The 21,384-nt window shown below is 58.5% G+C and carries 21 protein-coding genes and 2 pseudogenes; 4 read left to right on the top strand and 19 right to left on the bottom strand.

Annotation, left to right across the window (positions count from 1 at the left end):
- Window positions 1–17: 17 nt before the first annotated feature.
- The 4 genes from ABMD26_RS11710 to ABMD26_RS11695 all read right to left on the bottom strand — a co-directional run bounded on the left by ABMD26_RS11710 (window position 18) and on the right by ABMD26_RS11695 (window position 3,088).
- Window positions 18–779 (bottom strand): amino acid ABC transporter ATP-binding protein, encoded by a 762-nt coding sequence (locus tag ABMD26_RS11710; RefSeq protein ID WP_502948341.1) that lies wholly within the window; start codon window positions 777–779, stop codon window positions 18–20.
- An 11-nt stretch (window positions 780–790) separates the two neighbouring features.
- Window positions 791–1,456 carry an amino acid ABC transporter permease gene (locus tag ABMD26_RS11705; RefSeq protein ID WP_043192069.1) on the bottom strand — a complete coding sequence of 222 codons (666 nt, stop codon included), beginning with the start codon at window positions 1,454–1,456 and terminating at the stop codon, window positions 791–793.
- 79 nt (window positions 1,457–1,535) lie between these two features.
- On the bottom strand, window positions 1,536–2,291 hold the full coding sequence (locus ABMD26_RS11700; RefSeq protein ID WP_043192067.1) for a transporter substrate-binding domain-containing protein: 756 nt from the start codon (window positions 2,289–2,291) through the stop codon (window positions 1,536–1,538).
- Window positions 2,292–2,350: 59 nt separating this feature from the next.
- Complete coding sequence (locus ABMD26_RS11695; protein WP_354309659.1) at window positions 2,351–3,088, bottom strand: IclR family transcriptional regulator; 738 nt, start codon at window positions 3,086–3,088, stop codon at window positions 2,351–2,353.
- Between the two features lie 195 nt (window positions 3,089–3,283).
- Here ABMD26_RS11695 and ABMD26_RS11690 point away from each other — a divergent pair, with 195 nt between their 5' ends.
- The 3 genes from ABMD26_RS11690 to ABMD26_RS11680 all read left to right on the top strand — a co-directional run bounded on the left by ABMD26_RS11690 (window position 3,284) and on the right by ABMD26_RS11680 (window position 5,363).
- Window positions 3,284–4,327, top strand: coding sequence for a YVTN family beta-propeller repeat protein (locus ABMD26_RS11690; protein ID WP_354309657.1), 1,044 nt, complete (start codon window positions 3,284–3,286; stop codon window positions 4,325–4,327).
- 82 nt (window positions 4,328–4,409) lie between these two features.
- On the top strand, window positions 4,410–4,940 hold the full coding sequence (locus ABMD26_RS11685) for a DUF1003 domain-containing protein (protein ID WP_049860436.1): 531 nt from the start codon (window positions 4,410–4,412) through the stop codon (window positions 4,938–4,940).
- Window positions 4,941–5,081: 141 nt separating this feature from the next.
- Complete coding sequence (locus tag ABMD26_RS11680; protein ID WP_354309654.1) at window positions 5,082–5,363, top strand: hypothetical protein; 282 nt, start codon at window positions 5,082–5,084, stop codon at window positions 5,361–5,363.
- Here ABMD26_RS11680 and ABMD26_RS11675 read toward each other — a convergent pair whose 3' ends face one another.
- Both ABMD26_RS11675 and ABMD26_RS11670 read right to left on the bottom strand, forming a co-directional pair.
- Window positions 5,364–6,149, bottom strand: a complete 786-nt coding sequence (locus ABMD26_RS11675) for a hypothetical protein (protein WP_354309652.1) — start codon at window positions 6,147–6,149, stop codon at window positions 5,364–5,366. It abuts the gene before it with no gap.
- 579 nt (window positions 6,150–6,728) lie between these two features.
- Window positions 6,729–7,892: a hypothetical protein gene (locus ABMD26_RS11670; RefSeq protein WP_354309650.1), complete on the bottom strand. Its 1,164-nt coding sequence runs from the start codon at window positions 7,890–7,892 to the stop codon at window positions 6,729–6,731.
- 166 nt (window positions 7,893–8,058) lie between these two features.
- Between ABMD26_RS11670 and ABMD26_RS11665 the strand changes: the two are divergent.
- Window positions 8,059–8,781, top strand: a pseudogene (locus ABMD26_RS11665) (IS3 family transposase); the annotation flags it as partial.
- Window positions 8,782–8,943: 162 nt separating this feature from the next.
- On the opposite strand, the pseudogene glmS reads toward ABMD26_RS11665, so the two are convergent.
- From glmS to ABMD26_RS11600, 13 genes and pseudogenes are all read right to left on the bottom strand, one after another.
- Window positions 8,944–10,780, bottom strand: a pseudogene (gene glmS / locus ABMD26_RS11660) (glutamine--fructose-6-phosphate transaminase (isomerizing)).
- 11 nt (window positions 10,781–10,791) lie between these two features.
- Window positions 10,792–11,559, bottom strand: a complete 768-nt coding sequence (locus ABMD26_RS11655; RefSeq protein WP_354309648.1) for a DeoR family transcriptional regulator — start codon at window positions 11,557–11,559, stop codon at window positions 10,792–10,794.
- A 210-nt stretch (window positions 11,560–11,769) separates the two neighbouring features.
- Window positions 11,770–13,137: a bifunctional UDP-N-acetylglucosamine diphosphorylase/glucosamine-1-phosphate N-acetyltransferase GlmU gene (gene glmU / locus ABMD26_RS11650; RefSeq protein WP_354309646.1), complete on the bottom strand. Its 1,368-nt coding sequence runs from the start codon at window positions 13,135–13,137 to the stop codon at window positions 11,770–11,772.
- A gap of 112 nt (window positions 13,138–13,249) precedes the next feature.
- Window positions 13,250–13,675, bottom strand: coding sequence for a F0F1 ATP synthase subunit epsilon (locus ABMD26_RS11645; RefSeq protein WP_043192055.1), 426 nt, complete (start codon window positions 13,673–13,675; stop codon window positions 13,250–13,252).
- Between the two features lie 42 nt (window positions 13,676–13,717).
- Window positions 13,718–15,094 (bottom strand): F0F1 ATP synthase subunit beta, encoded by a 1,377-nt coding sequence (gene atpD / locus ABMD26_RS11640; protein WP_049860449.1) that lies wholly within the window; start codon window positions 15,092–15,094, stop codon window positions 13,718–13,720.
- A 27-nt stretch (window positions 15,095–15,121) separates the two neighbouring features.
- Window positions 15,122–15,982 carry a F0F1 ATP synthase subunit gamma gene (atpG, locus tag ABMD26_RS11635; protein ID WP_043192052.1) on the bottom strand — a complete coding sequence of 287 codons (861 nt, stop codon included), beginning with the start codon at window positions 15,980–15,982 and terminating at the stop codon, window positions 15,122–15,124.
- Between the two features lie 50 nt (window positions 15,983–16,032).
- Window positions 16,033–17,577: a F0F1 ATP synthase subunit alpha gene (atpA, locus tag ABMD26_RS11630; protein WP_049860450.1), complete on the bottom strand. Its 1,545-nt coding sequence runs from the start codon at window positions 17,575–17,577 to the stop codon at window positions 16,033–16,035.
- 21 nt (window positions 17,578–17,598) lie between these two features.
- Entirely contained in the window at window positions 17,599–18,135 is a 537-nt protein-coding gene (locus ABMD26_RS11625) for a F0F1 ATP synthase subunit delta (RefSeq protein ID WP_043192047.1), read from the bottom strand.
- 12 nt (window positions 18,136–18,147) lie between these two features.
- Window positions 18,148–18,618, bottom strand: a complete 471-nt coding sequence (locus ABMD26_RS11620; protein WP_043192045.1) for a F0F1 ATP synthase subunit B — start codon at window positions 18,616–18,618, stop codon at window positions 18,148–18,150.
- 57 nt (window positions 18,619–18,675) lie between these two features.
- Window positions 18,676–18,933: a F0F1 ATP synthase subunit C gene (gene atpE, locus ABMD26_RS11615; protein WP_002555987.1), complete on the bottom strand. Its 258-nt coding sequence runs from the start codon at window positions 18,931–18,933 to the stop codon at window positions 18,676–18,678.
- A gap of 134 nt (window positions 18,934–19,067) precedes the next feature.
- Window positions 19,068–19,937 carry a F0F1 ATP synthase subunit A gene (gene atpB / locus ABMD26_RS11610; RefSeq protein WP_049860451.1) on the bottom strand — a complete coding sequence of 290 codons (870 nt, stop codon included), beginning with the start codon at window positions 19,935–19,937 and terminating at the stop codon, window positions 19,068–19,070.
- 16 nt (window positions 19,938–19,953) lie between these two features.
- Window positions 19,954–20,361: a F0F1 ATP synthase subunit I gene (locus ABMD26_RS11605; RefSeq protein WP_354309602.1), complete on the bottom strand. Its 408-nt coding sequence runs from the start codon at window positions 20,359–20,361 to the stop codon at window positions 19,954–19,956.
- Between the two features lie 148 nt (window positions 20,362–20,509).
- Window positions 20,510–21,382 (bottom strand): ParB/RepB/Spo0J family partition protein, encoded by an 873-nt coding sequence (locus ABMD26_RS11600; protein WP_056844842.1) that lies wholly within the window; start codon window positions 21,380–21,382, stop codon window positions 20,510–20,512.
- Window positions 21,383–21,384 lie beyond the last annotated feature (2 nt).

The following is a 21,384-nucleotide window of genomic DNA, read 5'->3' as shown; positions in this document are numbered from 1 at the left end:
GAGTCAGGCGGGGGCAATCAGAGAACAGGCGCCGCGTCTCGCGACAGCACGCTTTGCAGGAAACTGCGCGTACGGACTTCGCGAGGCGCGGTGAAGAGCTGGGCTGGCGGCGCGGCTTCGACGATGGCGCCTTGGTCCATCACCACCACCACATCGGCCACTTCCCAGGCAAAACCCATTTCGTGGGTGACAATGATCATGGTCATGCCTTCGTTCGCCAGGGTCTTCATGACCTGCAACACCTCACCCACCAGCTCCGGGTCCAGTGCCGAGGTCGGCTCGTCGAACAGCATGACCTTGGGTTCCATGGCCAATGCACGGGCGATCGCCACGCGCTGCTTCTGCCCGCCCGACAGGGTGCCGGGATAGACCTGGGCCTTGTGTTCGAGGCCGACCTTGTTCAACAGGCGCAAGCCCTGCTCTTGCGCAGCCTGGCGCGACTTGCCGCGCAGGGCCATGGGCGCCAGGGTGATGTTGTCCAATACGCTGAGGTGCGGGAACAGGTTGAAGGACTGGAACACCATGCCGACTTCACTGCGCAGGGCGTCGAGTTTGCTTTCGGACATCATCCGGCCCTGCTCCACCACCGTGTGACCGCAGGCGCGCAGCGTTCCGCCTTCGGCGGTCTCCAGGCCGTTCATGCAACGCAGGAAGGTGCTCTTGCCCGACCCGCTGGGGCCGATCACCACCACGACCTGGCTGGGCTGTACGCTGAAGTCGATGTTGTGCAGCACCTGATGGGTACCGAAGGATTTGCTCAGGTTCCGAATGTCGATGATGGCGGTGCTCATCACACTCTCCCGTCGGCGCGCAGCACTTTCTCGGTGCGGCGCAGGATCAAGGTGGTGATGCTGGTCAGCATCAGGTAGATGAAGGCGATGGCCAGGTACACTTCGAGCGAGCGATAGGACACGCTGATGATCTTCTCGCCCTCGTGCATCACGTCGGCAATGGTCAGCAGCGACACCAGCGCCGAGTTCTTGATCAAGGCAATGAACTCGTTGCCCAAGGCGGGAATCATGCGCACGAAGGCCTGGGGCAGGATGACCTTGCGCATCGCCAGCTTGTGCGGGAGACCCAACGATCGGGCGGCTTCCATCTGGCCCTTTTCCACGGACTGGATCGACCCGCGGACGATCTCCGAGACGTAGGCCGCGCTGTAGATGCCCAGGCCGAAGATCCCGCATACATAGGCGGGCAATTGGATGCCGAAGTGCGGCAGACCGAAGAACAGAATGAACAACTGCACCAGCAGCGGCGTGCCACGGACCAGCGTCAGGTAGGTGGTGCACAGCCCATAGATGATCTTGCGATCGGGATTGAGCCGGCCGAGCCCGATCAACAGGCCCAGCACACAGCCCAGCACCAATGCCGCAGCCGTGATTTCGATGGTGATCAGGGTGCCGGAGGCGAGCGCGCGCCAGCCGTCCCAGACCGGGGAAAAGTCGAGATCCATGAAGTACTCCGCACAGGCTACGGTTGAAGGCGTGATGTGCAGGTCCGTCGCAAGCATCGCGCGGACCTGCAGCGGCGGCTTATTCTTTGGTGGTGCCGAACCATTTCTGGGTCAGGGCGGCATATTCGCCGTTGCTGCGCAGGGTCTGCAGCGCCTGGTTCATCTGCTGTTGCAGCTCGGTGTCATTCTTGCGAATGGCGAAACCGTACAGTTCGGTGGTCAGACCTTCGTCCAGCACCCGGACCTTGGGCTGACGCTTGGCGTATTCCACCGCCGCCGGACGCCCAGTGACCGCAGCGTTGACCCGGCCAATGGCCAACAGGTCGAACATGGCCTGGTTCTTCTCCACTTCCACCACAGTCACTGCGGGGTAGTTGGTTTTCAGAAAGTCGATGGACTTGGTGCCCACCTGGGCCGAAACCTTCTTGCCCGCCACCAGATCGGCAGGCTTGTCGATGCTGGCGTCCTCCTTCAGGACCAATACAGCCAGGCCCCCGCGATAGTAGGAGTCGGTGAAGTTGACCACCTTCTGACGCTCTTCGGTCATGTAGATAGCCGATGCAGCGACATCGAAGCGGTTCGAAATCAAGCCAGGGATCAGCCCCTTGAAGCCGATATCGACCCATTCGACTTTCTTGTTCAGTTGCTTGCCGATGGCTTCGATCAATTCGATATCGAAGCCGGTACGCTTGCCATCCTGCACGAACTCCATGGGCGGGAAGGTGGCATCGGTGCCGACACGCATCACATCATCGGCTGCCTGGGCCGAGGTGCAGAGCGAGGCCATCAGCGTCAGCGCGGCAGCCAGGGGGGTGAACAACTTCAACGCTTTCATCACAAATTCCTTTGGCAAGGGTGAGTCCGTCAGGACCCGAAACATGGATTGAGCGGCAGTTAGAAGCGATTGCAGATGCGGCTGGCTGCTTTTCTGGTGAGGCTGATCAGCTCAGCTTCCCGTGGGCCAACGCGCAATGACGGCGCCATCAACGTAATGGTGCCTTCCAGGCCACCGTCCGCTGAAACCAATGGGACACTCACGCCCCAGACACCCAGATCGACTTCACTGTCACTGGTGGCATAGCCATTCTTGCGAATTCGGACGATCTCCTTTTCCAGCGCCGCGACGTCCACGGCGCCCTGTTGCGCTTGCTCTGCGAGCAACTGGCGCTGCACCGGCTCGGGCAGAAACGCCAGGAGACTCTTGGCCGACGCACCCTGCATCATGGAATGCGCGCGGCCCTTGGTGAACGAGCAACGCAGCGAGCTGCTGCTCTCCTCCATGGCGATGCACACCATCTGGCCGTTGCTGTACACCAGCAGGCCAACGCTTTCGCCCGTGCGTTCAGCCAGGGCACCGATCTCGTCGCGGCTCTGGCTGATCAGATGGGACGTCTGATCGAAGCCCCAGGCCAGTTGCACCCCGGTCGCACCGGGTTCGTACAGCCCGGTGGTCATGTGCTCTTGTAACAAGCCCCACTTCTTCAGCGACGCCAGATGCCGATAGACCGTGCTCAGCGGCAGCCCAACCTGCGCGGCAATGCGCTTGGCCGCTATCGGTTGTCCGGCCTTGGCCACACAGGTCAGCACCTGCAGCACACGGTCGACGATGCCTGTGGTTCGTGGGTCGTTCATGACTGCACTATAAGAACAAATTCTCGATTCTGAAGGACGATTCTCACTGAGCGGGAAAAAAATCCCATACCGTCGACTGCAGTCTTCACCCAGACAGCCAAGGGATGCCTCACCGACCGCTCTAGATCCGAACTCTCATGATTTCCTGCAGGTCACAACTCCATGCCCTGCCCACGGACTTTCAGGAGACAGCCCATGCCCTACTCGACCTCCACGCTGCTGACACCTCTGCGCCGCGCCTGCCTGGCCGGGCTGTTGCTCGGCGCCCTGCCGATGGCTCATGCGGCCGACGTCCTGCTGGTGGGCAACAAGGCCGGCGCCAGTGTGTCGGCACTGGACATGGTCAACGGCAAGGAACTGTTGAAGCTGCCAGTCGGCACCGGCCCCCATGAGGTCATCGTCGCCGGCGACGGTCGGCTGGCGGTGGTGGGCAATTACGGCGCCCAGGGCAAGCCCAACAACAGCCTGAGCGTGATCGACTGGCCGACCCGCAAGGTGTTGCGCACCATCGACCTGGGCCAGGATTCGCGCCCCCACGGCATACGCTTCTTTCCCGACAACCAGCGCATTGTGGTCACCACCGAAGACAGCGAACGCCTGCTGGTGGTCGACCTGGCTCAGGGCAAGGTGCTCGAGCGCATCGACGTGGGCGGTGGCCAGCCCCATATGGTGGTGCTGTCGGCAGACGCCAGCCGCGCCTACGTGACCCACGTCAAAGGCGGCAGCCTGTCGGTGGTCGACCTTGGACAGCACCGCAAGCTCGCCTCGGTGCCCACCGGTAACAGCACCGAGGGCATTGCCATCGAGCAGTCGGGCAAGCATGTGTGGGTGAGCAATCGTGAAGACGACGAGGTGGCGCTGGTCGATACCCAGACGCTGAAGGTGGTGGATCGGATCAAGACCGGCCGCTTCCCGATCCGCATCGTCATGACACCCGATGGCAACCATGCGTTGGTCAGCTGCGCCAAATCTGCCGAGCTGTCGGTGATCGACGTGGCGAACAGGCGCGAGATCAAGCGTGTCGATCTGGCCCGAAAAGGCGCGGTGTATCGCGAAACCTTGCTGGGCGCCGCAGCCCTGCCCATCGGCGCGGTGGTGGCGCCCGACGGCAAACGTGCATTCGTCGCCATCAGCGGCGGCGACGAGATTGCCGTGATCGACACTGCCACCTGGTCCGTGCAGGCGCGCTGGCCGGCAGGCCCGGAGCCGGACGCGCTGGCCATTATTCCGCAGGGTTGAGTGTCCACAGCTTCGAGCATTCAACAGCGTCGAATTCCATGGGATAGTGCCTGTCTTCCTCACCACCTGAAGACCCTGCCCCATGGCCACCAAGCACCCACTTGAACCGCTGGCTCGACGCTTCCTCGGCAAACACCCCCATCAGCTCGAACCCGAAGAAATCCATGTGCTGGAGCAGATGAGAAAACGACTGCCCGTCAGCCGCGATGCCGGTGACGCCTCTGACGAGGTAGCCACCTTCGGTGAACGGCTGTCCGACCGGGTAGCGGCAATCGGTGGTTCATGGGCCTTCATCATCGCCTTCACCATCATCCTGCTGGGCTGGATGCTGCTCAACACCGATGTGCTCGATCACTTCGGCCTGGCCTTTGACCCCTACCCGTACATCTTCCTCAACCTGATGCTCTCCACCGTCGCAGCCATTCAGGCACCGGTGATCATGATGAGCCAGAACCGCCAGTCAGCCAAAGACCGCCTGGCCGCGAGCCTGGACTTCGAGGTGAACCTGCGCGCGGAGCTGGAGATCATGCGACTGCATGAAAAGATCGACAAGGAGATCGTCGAGCGGTTGGATCGGATTTTGGCGAAGGTGGAGCCTGAGGGGACGGTGTGAAGGGACGAGCAGGCGTGGCGGCGGGCTGGCAGGGAGAGTTGCTGGCGGTGACCGAGCGGTGCCCTAACGGGGGCGCAGGCGGGGACGAACACTGTCCAGACCTGAGCAAAGAGCAGAAAGCTCAGAGAGGAAAGGAGATGGATGAGTCCAAGTGTGGTGTGCAGGGCAGATATTGCTACTAAATGGACGGTGATAGACATCTCTCACGACATCATTTTTGCAATAGGCACGGGCGCAGTTGCCATGCTTGGACTGAACGACACTGTTGATGGCATTGTGCGTACCGCTGGGTATCTCAAGGAGGCTTATGCGACGCTGAAAGCGGTGGTTGAGAGCGGTGATGTCTGGGGCTCGGTCAAACAGCCGTACCTTGACCATATCGACCAGTTGCAAGCGCAGTATGAACGAATTCATAAACTATAATCAAATATCCTTTTCAACGGTAGCAGAGTGGATATATTCGTAGATCCTTGGCAGAGCGGCAGCGGCTTCGCTGAGTTTGTCGCCGGAAAACAAGACTCGCCCCACCCCACTTGGCATTGCAAAATCTGGTAGCTCTAGCCCACACCAATCGTAATCATTTTCGAATCTATACGCTTTTAATTCTTCTCCAGACAGCAAAGACGCGGTGGGTTTTTTATGATTCGTAACCACTGTACTGCAGATAACAATTTTTCTATTGCCTCCCGCTCCGCGCCAATTGTCCAATATAAAATCCCCATTAAAATGCGAGACCTCAGTCATTGTTAGTCCTTCTTCTAGTCTGATTTTTAGACCTGGGTAGTGATCTAGTGCGATTTCCTGCCCTTTCCATTGAGGAGCGCGTAAAGTGCCTCGTGGCTTATCTTGAATTTTGCGCTTTCCCTGAAGGTGGCTATCCTGTACCTCCCGACTAAACCCAAATGCTATTTTAAAGGGGGTCCATCCATTCCTATTTTCGGGAGCCACAGAGGCTAATTCTCCGCTTCGCCACCAAATAAGGCCCTCCAGCGCAACTGCGCGACAGGTTCCATCCGTGAATTCGGTACTTATATGAAATCCCCATAACTTTTGAATATCAACTCTTTGCCCCGATGCAGTGACAATATGGCTATCTCGTGAGCATTGAGCAAGATCAGCATACACAGAATCGGTATGTATTAGGCAAGCAAAACCTATCAGTGCAAAAAAACCACTGACGCCTAGTTTCATTTTATTAATGGCAATCACTATGGTGCATGATCCTATAAGCTTCATGATTAACGCACTGGACTTATGTATTTTATTGCCGGCCAGTGCTATTAGCAAAATAACTGATGAAACAATTCCTTGACCAGATACCTGATAATTAATCCGTCTCCTTTACGCTCCAAAATTTTCTCATTCGAAAATGAGGTGCTCGCCCTGTGCCTTTAGAATTTCAATGGCTATGAAACCCATGGGGTCTTGTTCCATCTTTATTCGCTCATCTAAACTTTCTTTGAGTATCTAAAGACAGGATATGTTGTTGGGCGTTTACAACATAGTTTGACACAAGCCCCCCACTAAAAACATTGGAGAAACCGAAACGGATCGATAGCCGGACTAGCAACATAGATTGACACAGCGACCTTTATCTTTTGAATCCTGCACTGACCTTCTAATAACATAGTTCGACACAACCAACATCCGCTATTACCACAAAGCACAGAATTACGGAGCTTCGTCCTAGGAAATAGCCCTTGGCTTCTGACCTTGCAAACAACTCAGCAAGCCCCAGGAAATTGCCCAAAATTTGCAGGAGCATTGGCTGGCGATCGCCTCTATTGCTTAATAAGTCGTTCCGGCCAGTGGCTGAAATAGCCCTATAGGACCGATGATTGATCCATCTTGTAGCAAGCTGATACCGCTGTAGGTGAAATCTAATGGGTCCACCTCAGGCATGAAATCCAAATCAAAACTTGAGCCTCTGGCTGCTTTGACTAAAAATTCAAAGATTTTTAACTGAACGCCGACAAACGTACCTTGGGGAATGCCAAGTCTCAGTGGATCATTTCGTTTTGACTGGATCTTGCCATCCACAAAATCAAATACGTTTTCACCTGTGGGGCCAGCAAAATAGCCACCAACGTAAATTTGAGATGAGTTCGGATTGAGAGCCGATCCCCATAAAACAACCGGTAGCCTCATATCCTCATGAAGGCGAACGTTGTTTCTTAAAGACGCAGCCAAAAGTGGCTGATCTAACTTTTCAAGCAATCTACTGTAGTGGTACGCCGCGACAGTTTCAGCCAGGCTTTTTGCGGTATCACCCTCAATGGGTACATCACCTTCTGATTCTGGATCTTCTGCATAGATCGCTGATTTGACGCGAGATCTTTCTTCTGTAGCAAATCGAGTGGCTACGATATGCCCCTTCACCCTAACGGCATTCCCAGAATTATCAAGCACCCGAACTCGTGAGAATTGAGCTCGCCACTTTTCAAATTCCTTACTGTCGAAACTTACTGACGTGTATCTGCCCTTGGCTTCAGCCAGAAACACAGAACCTGTACCTTCACTACATAGATAGTCTGGCATGTCGCCTACGTCTGAACGTTCAATGGTATACCCATTAAATTTTTTCCGAACCCGCCCTTCTGTCATTTCGCCAATGTGAGCAAAATATTTTACACCTAGGTGCTCATGCAAAAACCAGCGACAAAAAGCCTGGCCGAGTTCCGATGACTTGTTTCTACGTGCGGCCGTAGATACTCCAAGACCATCTCCTTGAAACCGGAGGTGGTCATCTGACATTAAGAATGTGACGTGCTCAAATCTCGTAGGGTCGGGGTTTGGCGGGCAGGCACCATATGTATCCATATAGTAATGATGGTAAAGGTTGGCTAGATCTAAACAAACCTCCGGAACAGGTTCATTCAATTTTGAGGGGTGTTGAAGAGTCGTGGGGATGGGGATGTATTTATTTAGATGCAGTCCTAAGTTTTTATACACCTTGAATACTCCATTTCTCGGTTATGAAAACCAGCAATATTACAGAGAATTTGGCAGGAGGGGTAGCTACGATATTTTCATGAGCCACGAGCACGAAAGCGGCTGAACTTGGAAGGAATAGGAAGCAGGGCTTCTCTGCAGAGGCACCGGTGTTGCGGCCAGTGCGCGCAGCCGCGTGAACGAGCTGTTTACGCAAAGCCGAAACGCTGCGGGCAGCAGGAGCATCATGCTGATGATGAAAGAGGACGGCATGCAGATCGGGCGATTCAAGGTACGCAAGTTGATGCGAGAGATAAACTTGATCAGCAAACAGCCGGGTTCCCATGCCTATAAAAAGGCGACCGTGGAGCGACCTGATATTCCGAACGTGCTTGATCGAGGATTCACCGTCGCATCTCCAAACAAGGTCTGGTGCGGTGACATGACATACATCTGGGCTGGAGGCCGATGGCACTATCTGACGGCTGTCATCGACTTTTGTGCCCGCCGTGTTGTGGGTTGGGCGTTCTCACCCAAGCCCGACGCCGACCTGGTAATCAAGACACTGGACATGGCTTACGAGCAGCGTGGCAGGCCGCAAAACGTATTGTTTCACAGCGACCAGGGCAGCCAATATGGCAGCCGAAGTTTCCGGCAAAGACTATGGCGATACCGCTTCACACAGAGCATGAATCGGCGCGGTAACTGCCATGACAATGCGCCCAAGGAACGGCAATTTCGCAGCATAAAGACTGAATGGATACCGACGATGGGCTACATGAGCGCTGCGCTGGCGCAACTGGCGGCGACCGCATCAGTCAATGAAGGCTTGGCGCCTGCCATTGCCGGGGGAAAAGCTCAATTCAGTGATCCGGGATCAGTTGACCACTACACACCCGCTGAAAACTGAAGCGATGAATCCAGACCACAGGTAAAGCCTGCAAAGAAAAAACCCCCGTAGATACGGGGGTTTAAGCCTTTGTCAATCTATGTTTACGTGTGTCCAGCTTCATTGTTTAGTGTCAAGCTATATTGTTCAAAACCAGTTGTAAAACCCACCCTGCTCCCCCCCTCACTCCACCGTCACCGACTTCGCCAAATTACGCGGCTGATCCACATCCGTCCCCTTCAGCACCGCCACGTAGTACGAAAGCAGCTGCAACGGAATGGTGTAGAGGATCGGCGCCAACGCATCGATGATATGCGGCATGGCCACCACATGAGTGCCGGGGCCATTGCTCAGTTGCGCCTGCTCATCAGCAAACACCACCAGCTCGCCGCCGCGCGCGCGCACTTCCTGCAGGTTGGATTTGAGTTTTTCCAGCAGCTCGTTGTTCGGCGCCACGGTGACCACCGGCATGTCCTTGTCCACCAGCGCCAGCGGCCCGTGCTTCAATTCGCCAGCAGGATAGGCTTCGGCGTGGATGTAGGAGATCTCCTTGAGCTTCAGTGCACCTTCCATTGCCACCGGGAACTGCGCGCCGCGGCCCAGGAACAGCGTGTGGTGCTTCTCGGCGAACAGCTCGGCGATACGCTCGATGGTGGTGTCCATGGCCAGGGCTTCGCCCAGGCGGGTGGGCAGGCGGCGGAGTTCGGCCACCAACTGCGCCTCAACACCCTCCCTCCAATGATCCGTGGACCTGGCCCAGGGAAAGCGTCAGCAACATCAGCGCGACCAGCTGCGTGGTGAACGCCTTGGTCGAAGCCACGCCGATCTCCGGGCCTGCCTGAGTCAGCAGGGTCAGGTCGGACTCGCGCACCAAGGAGCTTATGCCGACGTTGCAGATGGCCAGGCTGCCGAGAAACCCGAGTTGCTTGCCGTTGCGCAATGCGGCCAGGGTGTCAGCCGTTTCGCCGGACTGGGAGATGGAGACGAACAAGGTGTCGGGCTGCACCACGACCTTGCGATAGCGGAACTCGCTGGCGACCTCGACCTGGCAAGGGATGCCGGCCAGGCCTTCGAGCCAGTAGCGCGCAACCATGCCGGCGTGATAGCTGGTGCCGCACGCGACGATCTGCACGTTGCGCACCTTGGCGAACAGTTCGGCCGCCTGTGGGCCGAAGGCCTGCACCAGCACCTGGTTCTGCCCAAGTCGGCCTTCCAGGGTGCGCTGTACCACGGTAGGTTGTTCGTGGATCTCCTTCATCATGAAGTGGCGGTATTCGCCCTTGTCGGCGGCCTCGGCGCCTTCGTGGTACTGCACGCTTTCGCGTTCCACAGGTGCGCCCGCGGCGTCCCAGATCTGCACGCTTTCACGACGGATCTCGGCGATGTCACCTTCCTCCAGGTACATGAAGCGGTCGGTCACCTGGCGCAGGGCCAACTGGTCGGAGGCCAGGAAGTTCTCGCCCATGCCCAGGCCGATCACCAGCGGACTGCCGCTGCGGGCGGCGACCAGACGATCGGGCTGGTGCACGCTGATGGCAGCCAGGCCGTAGGCGCCGTGCAGTTGCTTGACCGTCGCCTTGAGCGCGTCGGCCAGGTCCGGGAGGGCCTTGAGGGTGTGGTGCAGCAAGTGGGCGATGACTTCGGTGTCGGTCTGCGAGGTGAACACGTAGCCCAGCTCCTTGAGCTGGGTGCGCAACACTTCGTGGTTTTCGATGATGCCGTTGTGCACCACGGCCACTTCGTCTGTGGAAAAGTGCGGGTGAGCGTTCTGTTCGGTAGGCGCACCGTGGGTAGCCCAGCGGGTGTGGGCAATCCCCAGCTTGCCGAGCAGTGGCTCATCCGCCAGCGCAGTTTGCAGTTCGGCGACCTTGCCCACACGACGTCGGCGCTGCACGCTGCCATCTTCGCCCAGCACCGCGACACCGGCGCTGTCGTAGCCGCGATATTCCAGGCGCTTGAGACCCTCGACCAGAATGGCTGTGATGTTGCGCTCCGCAATGGCGCCGACGATTCCACACATGTTCGCTTCTCCTAGCTGGTAGCGGCGAGCACGAGATCGATCCCGCGCGCCTGAATCTGATCGCGCGCCTCGAGCGGCAGACGATCATCGGTGATGAGGGTACTGATGCGGCCCCAGGGCAGCTCCAGATTGGGAATCTTGCGTCCGACCTTGTCGGACTCGACCATGACGATCACTTCGCGAGCGACTTCGGCCATTACCCTGCTCAGGCCCAGCAACTCGTTGAAGGTCGTCGTGCCGCGCTCCAGATCGATGCCGTCGGCACCGATGAAGAGCTGATCGAAGTCATAGGAGCGCAACACCTGTTCGGCCACTTGGCCCTGGAACGATTCGGAGTGCGGATCCCAGGTGCCACCGGTCATCAGCAGTACGGGCTCGTGCTCCAGCGCACCCAGAGCGTTGGCCACGTGCAGAGAGTTGGTCATGACGACCAGACCCGGTTGCTTGCCCAACTCCGGAATCATCGCCGCCGTGGTGCTGCCACTGTCGATGATGATGCGTGCGTGTTCCTTGATACGCAGAACGGCTGCACGGGCGATGGATTGCTTGATGGCCGAGACGCGCGGGCCCGGTTCGCCAATCAGCTCTTGAGGCATGGTCACCGCGCCGCCGTAGCGACGCAGGAGCAGACCATGACTCTCGAGGGCGGCAAGGTCCTTGCGAATGGTCACTTCGGACGTGGCGAAATACCTGGCCAAGTTATCCACACTCACTTCGCCCTGCTCGTTGAGCAGGGCAAGGATGCTGTGACGGCGTTGAGGCGTATTGCGCTTCGACATGACGACCTAAGTTTCGTTTCGAAAGATAACGAAGGCAATAGAAACCTAAACTGAAAGGTTCGTCAATGGTGAAGTAAGGCTTTTCTGTAATCTCTTCGTGGGGCGGAGGGCTCACCGCCCGCCTCGCTCTCACGAATTGGGACACAGGACACTGTGGGAGCAGGCTCTGCCCGCGAAGAGGTCAGTGATAAATCACCGTGCTGTGGATAACTAGGGCTTTTTGATCTTCACCGGCCGTTTCCATCCTTCAACATTGCGCTGCCGGGTCCGCGCCACTGCCAACTGCCCTTCCGGCACCTCTTGGGTAATGGTCGAACCCGCAGCAGTGGTCGACCCCGCCAAGATATCCACAGGCGCTACCAGCGAATTGTTCGAACCAATGAATACGTCTGCACCGATGGTGGTTTTCCACTTGTTCGCGCCGTCGTAGTTGCAGGTGATGGTCCCCGCACCGATGTTGCTGCCGGCACCAATGTCCGCATCACCCAGGTAGGTCAAGTGACCGGCCTTGGCGCCCTCGCCCATGCGCGCGTTCTTCAGCTCGACAAAGTTACCCACATGGGCGCGAGCTTCCAGCACCGTACCCGGTCGCAGCCGCGCGAACGGGCCGGCGTCGCTGTTTTCATGCAACACGGCACCGTCGAGATGACTATTGGCCTTGACCACCACGCCGCGGCCCAGGGTGCTATCCTTGATGTAGCAATTGGGACCGATGACCACATCGTCCTCGATCACCACGCGGCCTTCGAGCACCACGTTGACGTCGATTAGGACATCTCGGCCCACGGTGACGTCTCCGCGTACATCGAAGCGTGCCGGGTCGCGCAAGGTCACGCCTTGGGCCATCAGGCGACGACCTTCACGCAGCTGGTAATGGCGCTCCAGTTCCGAGAGCTGACGTCGGTCGTTTGCACCCTGCACTTCCATCGGATCCTGAGCGGTTTCAGTAGCAACCACCAAGCCGTCGCTGACCGCCATGGCGATCACGTCGGTCAGGTAATACTCACCCTGGGCGTTGTCGTTGGACAGGCGCGCCAGCCAGTCGGCCAGGCGCTTACCCGGGACTGCAAGAATACCTGTGTTGCCTTCCTTGATCGCTTTCTGTGCGTCGCTGGCGTCCTTGTGCTCAACGATGGCCTGCACCTGACCATCGGCATCACGCACGATGCGCCCGTACCCTGTTGGGTCGGCCAGGTTGACGGTGAGCAGACCTAGCTGATCGGCACTGACCTTCTGCAGCAGCCGCTGCAGGGTCGCCACCTCGATCAGCGGGACGTCACCGTAGAGAATCAACACATTGTCGGCGCTCAGGCCCGGAACCGCCTGTGCGACCGCATGGCCCGTACCCAGCTGCTTGTCCTGCAACACGAAATTCAGATCATCGGCAGCGAGGCGTTCGCGTACCGCCTCGGCACCATGGCCGATCACCACGTGGATGTCCTGCGGCTGAAGTTGGCGCGCGCTGTGGATAACATGGCCGAGCATGGAATTGCCGGCGACAGGGTGCAATACCTTGGGCAGGGCCGAGCGCATGCGCGTGCCCTGGCCGGCGGCGAGAATGACGATATCGAGAGACATGGACGGCTACCAATCCGGAGAATGGCCAGCAGGCTGACCGGGGAGGAAATGCTGAAAAAGAAAAAGGGTAGCCGAGGCTACCCTTTTACTCAATCGCAAGTGAATCGACGCATCAGCCGCCGAATTTCTTGCGGATCTGCTGGACGGTGCGCAGCTGGGCTGCAGCCTCGGCCAGACGTGCGGCGGCAGATCCGTAATCGAAGTCTGCGCCTTTTTCGTTCAGGGCCTTCTCGGCAGCCTTGACGGCTTCCTGAGCGGAAGCTTCATCCAGGTCGGCAGCGCGCTGCACGGTGTCGGCAAGAACCTTGACCATGTTCGGCTGAACCTCGAGGAAACCACCAGAGATGTAGAACACCTCGGCTTCGCCACCCTGCTTGATCAGGCGGATCGGGCCCGGCTTGAGATCGGTGATCAGCGGGGCGTGGCCTGGAGCGATACCGATATCACCCAGGTTACCGTGCGCAATCACCATCTCGACCAGGCCGGAAAAGATTTCTCCTTCCGCGCTGACGATATCGCAATGGACTGTCATAGCCATACTTGCCTCAACCTGATTAGCGCCCGTTGCCGGGCGCCAGGATTACAGTTTCTTGGCTTTCTCGATCGCTTCTTCGATGCCGCCGACCATGTAGAACGCTTGTTCCGGCAGGTGGTCGTAGTCGCCGTTGAGGATGCCTTTGAAGCCTGCGATGGTGTCTTTCAGGGAAACGTATTTACCCGAGGCACCGGTGAAGACTTCAGCCACGAAGAACGGCTGCGACAGGAAGCGCTGGATCTTACGAGCGCGGGATACCAACTGCTTGTCGGTTTCCGACAGCTCGTCCATACCCAGGATCGCAATGATGTCCTTCAGCTCTTTGTAGCGCTGCAGCACGTACTGAACGCCGCGAGCGGTGTCGTAGTGCTCCTGGCCGATCACGTTCGGGTCCAGCTGGCGCGAAGTCGAGTCCAGTGGATCGACCGCTGGGTAGATACCCAGGGAAGCGATGTCACGGGACAGTACGACGGTGGCGTCCAAGTGGGCGAAGGTGGTCGCCGGCGACGGGTCGGTCAAGTCGTCCGCTGGTACGTATACCGCCTGGATCGAGGTGATCGAACCTTCCTTGGTCGAAGTGATGCGTTCCTGCAGAACGCCCATCTCTTCGGCCAGGGTCGGCTGGTAACCTACTGCCGAAGGCATACGGCCCAGCAGTGCGGATACTTCGGTACCGGCCAGGGTGTAACGATAGATGTTGTCGACGAACAGCAGAACGTCGTTACCTTCGTCACGGAATTTCTCGGCCATGGTCAGACCGGTCAGGGCGACGCGCAGACGGTTACCCGGCGGCTCGTTCATCTGGCCGTAGACAAGGGCTACCTTGTCCAGAACGTTGGAGTCCTTCATCTCGTGGTAGAAGTCGTTACCCTCACGGGTACGCTCGCCCACACCGGCGAACACGGAATAACCGCTGTGCTCGATGGCGATGTTACGGATCAGCTCCATCATGTTCACGGTCTTGCCGACACCGGCACCACCGAACAGACCGACTTTACCGCCCTTGGCGAACGGGCAGACCAGGTCGATAACCTTGATGCCGGTTTCCAGCAGGTCGTTGCCGCCTGCCTGTTCCGCGAAGGAAGGTGCTGGACGGTGAATGCCCCAGCGCTCTTCGGTATCGATCGGGCCCGCTTCGTCGATCGGGTTGCCCAGAACGTCCATGATGCGGCCCAGAGTGGCCTTGCCGACAGGGACGGAAATGGCTGCGCCGCTGTCGAGCACGTTCAGGCCGCGTTTCAGGCCTTCGGTGGAACCCATGGCGATGGTACGAACCACGCCGTCGCCCAGCTGCTGCTGGACTTCGAGAGTGGTTTCAGCGCCTTGTACCTTCAGCGCGTTGTAGATGCTCGGTACGCTGTCGCGTGGAAATTCCACGTCGATAACGGCGCCGATGATTTGAACGATACGTCCGCTACTCATAGCTGGATCCTCTGAATATTTGAACCGTTAAACCGCGGCAGCGCCGCCGACGATTTCCGAGATCTCTTGGGTGATCGCAGCCTGACGCGCCTTGTTGTAGATCAGCTGCAAATCGCTGATCAGGTCGCCGGCGTTGTCGGTTGCATTCTTCATTGCGATCATCCGCGCCGCTTGTTCAGCAGCGTTGTTCTCGACCACCGCCTGGTACACCTGCGACTCCACGTAACGCACCATCAGGCCTTCAAGCAGCTCTTTGGCGTCGGGTTCGTACAGGTAATCCCAGTGGTGCTTGAGTTCTTGATCCGGGGTTGCCTCCAACGGGATCAACTGCTCCACCGTTGGTTGTTGCGTCATGGTATTGATGAACTTGTTGGACACCACGGACAGGCGATCGATACGGCCTTCCAGGTACGCGTCCAGCATCACCTTGACGCTGCCGATCAGATCATTGATCGACGGCTCTTCGCCCAGATGGCTGATCGCTGCCACGACGTTGCCGCCGAAGTTGCGAAAGAACGCTGCACCCTTGCTGCCGATCACGCACAGGTCGATTTCGACGCCGCGTTCGCGATTGGCCGCCATGTCCTTGACCAGGGCCTTGAACAGGTTGGTGTTCAAGCCGCCGCACAGACCACGGTCGCTGCTCACCACGATATAGCCGACGCGCTTGACGGCGCGTTCGATCATGAACGGGTGGCGGTATTCCGGGTTGGCGTTGGCCAGATGTCCAATCACCTGGCGGATACGCTCCGCGTAGGGACGGCTGGCTGCCATGCGCATTTGTGCCTTGCGCATTTTGCTGACCGCCACTTTTTCCATGGCGCTGGTAATTTTTTGCGTGCTTTTGATGCTCGCAATCTTACTGCGAATCTCTTTTGCGCCTGCCATGTAACACCTATCAGGTTAGCAAGCAGGGGCCTTGCGGCCCCTGCTGCGGCTTACCAGGTTTGGGTGGCCTTGAACTTCTCGATACCGGCCTTGAGGCCAGCGTCGATTTCGTCATTGAAGTCACCCTTCACGTTGATCTTCGCCAACAGGTCGGCGTGATCGCGGTTGAAGTAAGCAATCAGGGCCTGCTCGAAGCTACCAACCTTGGCGATCTCGACGTCGGTCAGGAAACCACGCTCGGCTGCATACAGCGACAGCGCCATGTCGGCGATCGACATCGGCGAGTACTGCTTCTGCTTCATCAGCTCGGTCACGCGCTGGCCGTGCTCGAGCTGCTTGCGGGTGGCTTCGTCCAGGTCAGAAGCGAACTGGGCGAATGCCGCCAGTTCACGGTACTGAGCCAGAGCGGTACGGATACCACCGGACAGCTTCTTGATGATCTTGGTCTGAGCGGCACCACCTACGCGGGATACCGAAACACCGGCGTTCACTGCAGGGCGGATGCCCGAGTTGAACATGGCCGATTCCAGGAAGATCTGACCGTCGGTGATCGAGATCACGTTGGTCGGAACGAACGCGGAAACGTCGCCAGCCTGGGTTTCGATGATCGGCAACGCGGTCAGGGAACCGGTCTTGCCAGTCACTGCACCGTTGGTGAACTTCTCGACGTATTCTTCGGAAACGCGCGATGCACGCTCCAGCAAGCGGGAGTGGAGATAGAACACGTCGCCTGGGTAGGCTTCACGGCCTGGTGGACGACGCAGCAGCAGGGAAATCTGGCGGTAGGCCACTGCTTGCTTGGACAGGTCGTCGTAGACGATCAGTGCGTCTTCGCCACGGTCACGGAAGAACTCGCCCATGGTGCAACCGGCATAAGGTGCCAGGAATTGCAGCGCAGGAGATTCCGAAGCACTGGCAGCCACCACGATGGTGTTGGCCAGGGCGCCGTTTTCTTCCAGCTTGCGAACCACGTTGGCGATGGTCGACTGCTTCTGACCGATGGCAACGTAGACGCAGAAGATACCGGAGTTCTTCTGGTTGATGATCGCGTCGATCGCCAGAGCGGTCTTGCCGATCTGACGGTCGCCGATGATCAGCTCGCGCTGGCCACGGCCGACAGGGATCATGGCGTCCACAGCCTTGTAGCCAGTCTGTACAGGCTGGTCTACCGACTTACGCCAGATAACGCCCGGTGCAACCTTTTCGACCGCGTCGGTCTCGGTGTTGCCCAGCGGACCCTTGCCATCGACAGGGTTGCCCAGTGCGTCGACGACGCGACCCAGCAGTTCCTTGCCAACCGGAACTTCCAGGATGCGGCCGGTGCACTTGGCGCTCATGCCTTCGGCCAGGCTGGTGTAGGCGCCCAGTACCACGGCACCTACGGAGTCCTGCTCCAAGTTGAGTGCCATGCCGAAGACGCCGCCAGGAAACTCGATCATTTCGCCGTACATGACGTCGGCCAGACCGTGGATCCGTACGATACCGTCGGAAACGCTGACGACGGTGCCTTCGTTACGGGCTTGGGAGGTCACATCGAGCTTGTCGATGCGACCCTTGATGATTTCACTTATTTCGGAAGGATTGAGTTGCTGCATTGCTCTGCTGCCCCTTCAAACTCAAGATTTCAATGCTTCGGCCAGTTTCGCGAGTTTGCCGCGAATCGAGCCATCGATAACCAGGTCGCCGGCGCGGATGACGACGCCACCTATCAGGCTGGCATCCTCCGCAACTTGCAGGCGCACTTCCCGGTCGAGTCGTGCACTGAGAACCTTGGCGAGTTTGTCTTGCTGTTCTTGGTTCAATGCGAAGGCACTGGTGACTTCCACATCGACCGATTTTTCCTGCTCGGCCTTGTACAGGTCGAACAGTTCGGCGATCTCCGGCAGAAGCAGGAGACGGTCGTTTTCGGCAACGACGTGGATGAAATTCTGTGCCTTGGCATCGAACTTGTCGCCGCACACGTCAATGAACGTGGCGGCCTTGTCTGCGCTCGTCAGTCGCGGGGCCTTGAGCAGGCTCTGCATGGTAGCGTCTTGCGCCACCGCTGCAGCCAGGCCGAGCATGGCTGACCAATTGGCCAGCTGCTGGTGGGCCTGAGCGTGCTCGAAGGCCGCCTTAGCGTAAGGTCGGGCCAACGTGGTCAGTTCTGCCATGATCGCCCTCGCTTAGATTTCAGCAGCCAGTTTATTAACCAGCTCCGCGTGCGCGTTTTGATCGATTGTGGCGCCCAGGATCTTCTCGGCACCGCCTACGGCCAGCACGCCCAGTTGGGCACGCAGCGCGTCTTTGACGCCGTTCAGTTCCTGCTCGATCTCGGCTTGAGCCTGCACTTTCACGCGGTCAGCGTCGATACGGGCCTTTTCAACGGCCTCTTCGACGATCTGGTTGCCGCGTTTCTTTGCCTGCTCAATGATTTCGGCTGCCTGAGCTTTCGCTTCGCGCAGTTGCTGACCCACTTTCTCTTGGGCCAACTCCAGGTCGCGAGCTGCTCGGCTGGCAGCGTCCAAACCATCAGCGATCTTCTTCTGACGTTCGTGCAAAGCCGCGATGACCGGAGGCCACACGAACTTCATGCAGAACAGCACAAAAATGAAGAACGCAACGGTCTGGCCAATCAGGGTTGCATTAATGTTCACGCCAACACCTCGCTCGTTCTTTGTCCATCACACCAATCCACTCGAAGGTTCGAGAGATCAGCCAGCGAGTTGACCAACGAAGGGGTTCGCGAAGGTGAAGAACAGAGCGATACCAACACCGATCATGGTCACGGCGTCGAGCAGACCGGCGACGATGAACATTTTAACTTGCAGCATTGGGACCATTTCTGGCTGGCGAGCAGCGCCTTCCAGGAACTTGCCGCCCAGCAGGCCGAAGCCGATAGCGGTACCCAGTGCGCCCAGGCCGATCAGCAGAGCAACAGCGATAGCGGTTAGACCAACTACAGTTTCCATCTTTCCTCCCGACTTTTTACGTCGTCTTTTGCTTGGTTTTTAGGTTTTAAAGCGGTGTTACAAACCGGTGTTTCGGCCCGTGTGGACCTCCCTCGCGCCAGGGCGCGAGGGGCATCAGGCTCGCCAGGCGGGCCTTAATGATTTTCTTCGTGAGCCATCGAAAGGTAGACGATGGTCAGCATCATGAAGATGAATGCCTGCAGCGTGATGATCAGGATGTGGAACACAGCCCACGCCCACTGCAGCACGACGCCCAGGCCGCTGAGCCACAACAGGCCGCTGCCGAACATCACGGCGATCAGGATGAACACCAGCTCGCCGGCATACATGTTGCCGAACAGTCGCAGGGCCAACGAGATCGGCTTGGCGATCAGGGTGACGAATTCGAGCAGGAAGTTCACCGGAATCAGCAGGATCTGAACGAAGATGTTCTTGCTGCCGAACGGGTGCAGGGTCAGTTCGCCGATGAAGCCGCCGATGCCCTTGACCTTGATGCTGTAGAAGATGATCAGCGCGAATACCGACAGGGCCATGCCCAGTGTCGCGTTCGGGTCGGTGGTCGACACGGCGCGGAACGGGATGTGCGAATCGCCGGAGATCCAGGCCGCGGCCATCGGGATCCAGTCGACCGGAATCAGGTCGATGGCGTTCATCAGGAACACCCAGACGAAGATCGTCAGCGCCAACGGTGCGATCACCGCGCTGCGGCCGTGGAAGCTGTCACGCACGCTGCCGTCGACGAACTCGACCAGAACCTCGACGAAGTTCTGCAGAGCGCCCGGCTGGCCGGACGTCGCCTTCTTGGCTGCCATGCGGAAGATCAGGATGAAGATCAGGCCCAGGGCAACCGACCAGCCGAGTGTATCGACGTGGAACGCCCAAAACCCCATTTCCTTGGCTTCTGCAGCGGTGTGGGCAAAGCCCCAGCCGCCTTCTGGTAGCTGACCGAAGGTCAAGTTCTGCAAGTGGTGCTGGATATAGCCCGAAGCGGTTGTTTCTGCCATGGTTGCCTCAAACGCCCTAAGGTCTCGAAAGTCTTGTTTTCATGAGCAGGGGTGCGAACCAGCTGACCAGCTGGGTCAGCCCGAAGACGCCGAATACAGCCAGCGGCGCCAGTGGTTTCACTCCTGCGAACGTCAGTGCGAACAGCACTGCCGTCAAAATCAGCTTGCCTGCCTCGCCGGCGTAGAACGACCGAACGATGGCTTGTGCGGCCCGGGCTCCGGTGAACCGGAAAGCCTTCCAGGCGAAATACAGATTGGGCAACCAGGCGATCAGGCCTCCGCAGAGACCCGAATAACCGCTGACCGTCCCGAGCCATTGCCACAGCACCAGAGCTGCCAGCAACACGACGACACCTTGCGCCAACAACATCGGGAAAACGACCCACTGATGGAACGGCAGGCGGTTTGGCGTGCGGGTTTCCATCGTGACGACTCCTCAATGGTCGACGTGCCATAAGCCGTAACTTGGCATAAATTGTGCCGACAAAATGCGCGCAGAGTATAGGGGCGGTTCCTCCCCTATTCAACTGCCGGGTAGTGATTTCCGACTGCGCGCTACACAAGGAATTGTTTCAGCGGATGTGTGCGAGCACACCTTGCAACTCATCCAGAGAGTTGTAGCGGATGACCAACTGGCCTTTTCCTTTCTGCCCATGGCGGATCTGCACCGCAGAGCCTAGGCGTTCGGCCAGTCTTTGCTCCAGCCGGGTGATGTCAGGGTCGGCCTTGGCCGGTTCCACCGGCTCGGGTTTACCGCTCAACCACTGGCGAACCAGGGCCTCGGTCTGCCGAACGGTGAGGCCTCGTGCGACAACGTGTCGCGCGCCTTCGACCTGCTGCTCATCGGGCAGACCGAGCAATGCGCGCGCATGACCCATTTCCAGATCGCCATGGGACAGCATGGTCTTGATCACTTCAGGCAGCGCGATCAGGCGCAACAGGTTGGCCACGGTGACCCGCGACTTGCCCACCGCATCGGCGACCTGCTGCTGCGTCAGCTGGAACTCGTGCTGCAGACGCTGCAGGGCAATGGCCTCTTCCACCGGGTTGAGGTCTTCGCGCTGGATGTTCTCGATCAGCGCCATGGCGATCGCCGCTTCGTCCGGCACATCGCGGACCATGGCCGGGATGGTTTCCAGGCCAGCCTGTTGCGCTGCACGCCAGCGACGTTCGCCGGCGATGATCTCGAAGCGTGCGTTGGCCACCGGCCGTACCACGATCGGTTGCATCACGCCCTGGGTCTTGATCGAGTGCGCCAGCTCTTCGAGCGCCTGCGGGTCCATGTCCCGGCGCGGCTGATACTTGCCCCGCTGAATGACGTCCAGCGGCAGGTGCTGCAACTCGTTCTGGTCGACCTTGACAGCCTGCTCCTCGAGCGAGCTGACGGTCGGACCGCTGAGCAGCGCATCCAGTCCACGTCCGAGACCACGTTTCTTGACGGCCATTG

This window comes from Pseudomonas sp. PvP001 (assembly GCF_040546375.1).
GTDB lineage: Bacteria > Pseudomonadota > Gammaproteobacteria > Pseudomonadales > Pseudomonadaceae > Aquipseudomonas > Aquipseudomonas coleopterorum.
The sequence above is the reverse complement of the archived record's forward strand: the minus strand, read 5'-3'. Positions and strand labels throughout refer to the sequence as shown.

Coding starts and splice junctions, on each gene's coding strand:
- ABMD26_RS11645 (WP_043192055.1), bottom strand. CDS start 13,675: ATGGCTATGACAGTCCATTGCGATATCGTCAGCGCGGAAGGAGAAATC.
- ABMD26_RS11605 (WP_354309602.1), bottom strand. CDS start 20,361: ATGGAAACCCGCACGCCAAACCGCCTGCCGTTCCATCAGTGGGTCGTT.
- ABMD26_RS11695 (WP_354309659.1), bottom strand. CDS start 3,088: ATGAACGACCCACGAACCACAGGCATCGTCGACCGTGTGCTGCAGGTG.
- ABMD26_RS11705 (WP_043192069.1), bottom strand. CDS start 1,456: ATGGATCTCGACTTTTCCCCGGTCTGGGACGGCTGGCGCGCGCTCGCC.
- atpG (WP_043192052.1), bottom strand. CDS start 15,982: ATGGCAGGCGCAAAAGAGATTCGCAGTAAGATTGCGAGCATCAAAAGC.
- ABMD26_RS11655 (WP_354309648.1), bottom strand. CDS start 11,559: ATGTCGAAGCGCAATACGCCTCAACGCCGTCACAGCATCCTTGCCCTG.
- atpE (WP_002555987.1), bottom strand. CDS start 18,933: ATGGAAACTGTAGTTGGTCTAACCGCTATCGCTGTTGCTCTGCTGATC.
- atpB (WP_049860451.1), bottom strand. CDS start 19,937: ATGGCAGAAACAACCGCTTCGGGCTATATCCAGCACCACTTGCAGAAC.
- ABMD26_RS11600 (WP_056844842.1), bottom strand. CDS start 21,382: ATGGCCGTCAAGAAACGTGGTCTCGGACGTGGACTGGATGCGCTGCTC.
- atpA (WP_049860450.1), bottom strand. CDS start 17,577: ATGCAGCAACTCAATCCTTCCGAAATAAGTGAAATCATCAAGGGTCGC.
- ABMD26_RS11685 (WP_049860436.1), top strand. CDS start 4,410: ATGGCCACCAAGCACCCACTTGAACCGCTGGCTCGACGCTTCCTCGGC.
- ABMD26_RS11690 (WP_354309657.1), top strand. CDS start 3,284: ATGCCCTACTCGACCTCCACGCTGCTGACACCTCTGCGCCGCGCCTGC.
- ABMD26_RS11680 (WP_354309654.1), top strand. CDS start 5,082: ATGAGTCCAAGTGTGGTGTGCAGGGCAGATATTGCTACTAAATGGACG.
- glmU (WP_354309646.1), bottom strand. CDS start 13,137: ATGTCTCTCGATATCGTCATTCTCGCCGCCGGCCAGGGCACGCGCATG.
- atpD (WP_049860449.1), bottom strand. CDS start 15,094: ATGAGTAGCGGACGTATCGTTCAAATCATCGGCGCCGTTATCGACGTG.
- ABMD26_RS11700 (WP_043192067.1), bottom strand. CDS start 2,291: ATGAAAGCGTTGAAGTTGTTCACCCCCCTGGCTGCCGCGCTGACGCTG.
- ABMD26_RS11625 (WP_043192047.1), bottom strand. CDS start 18,135: ATGGCAGAACTGACCACGTTGGCCCGACCTTACGCTAAGGCGGCCTTC.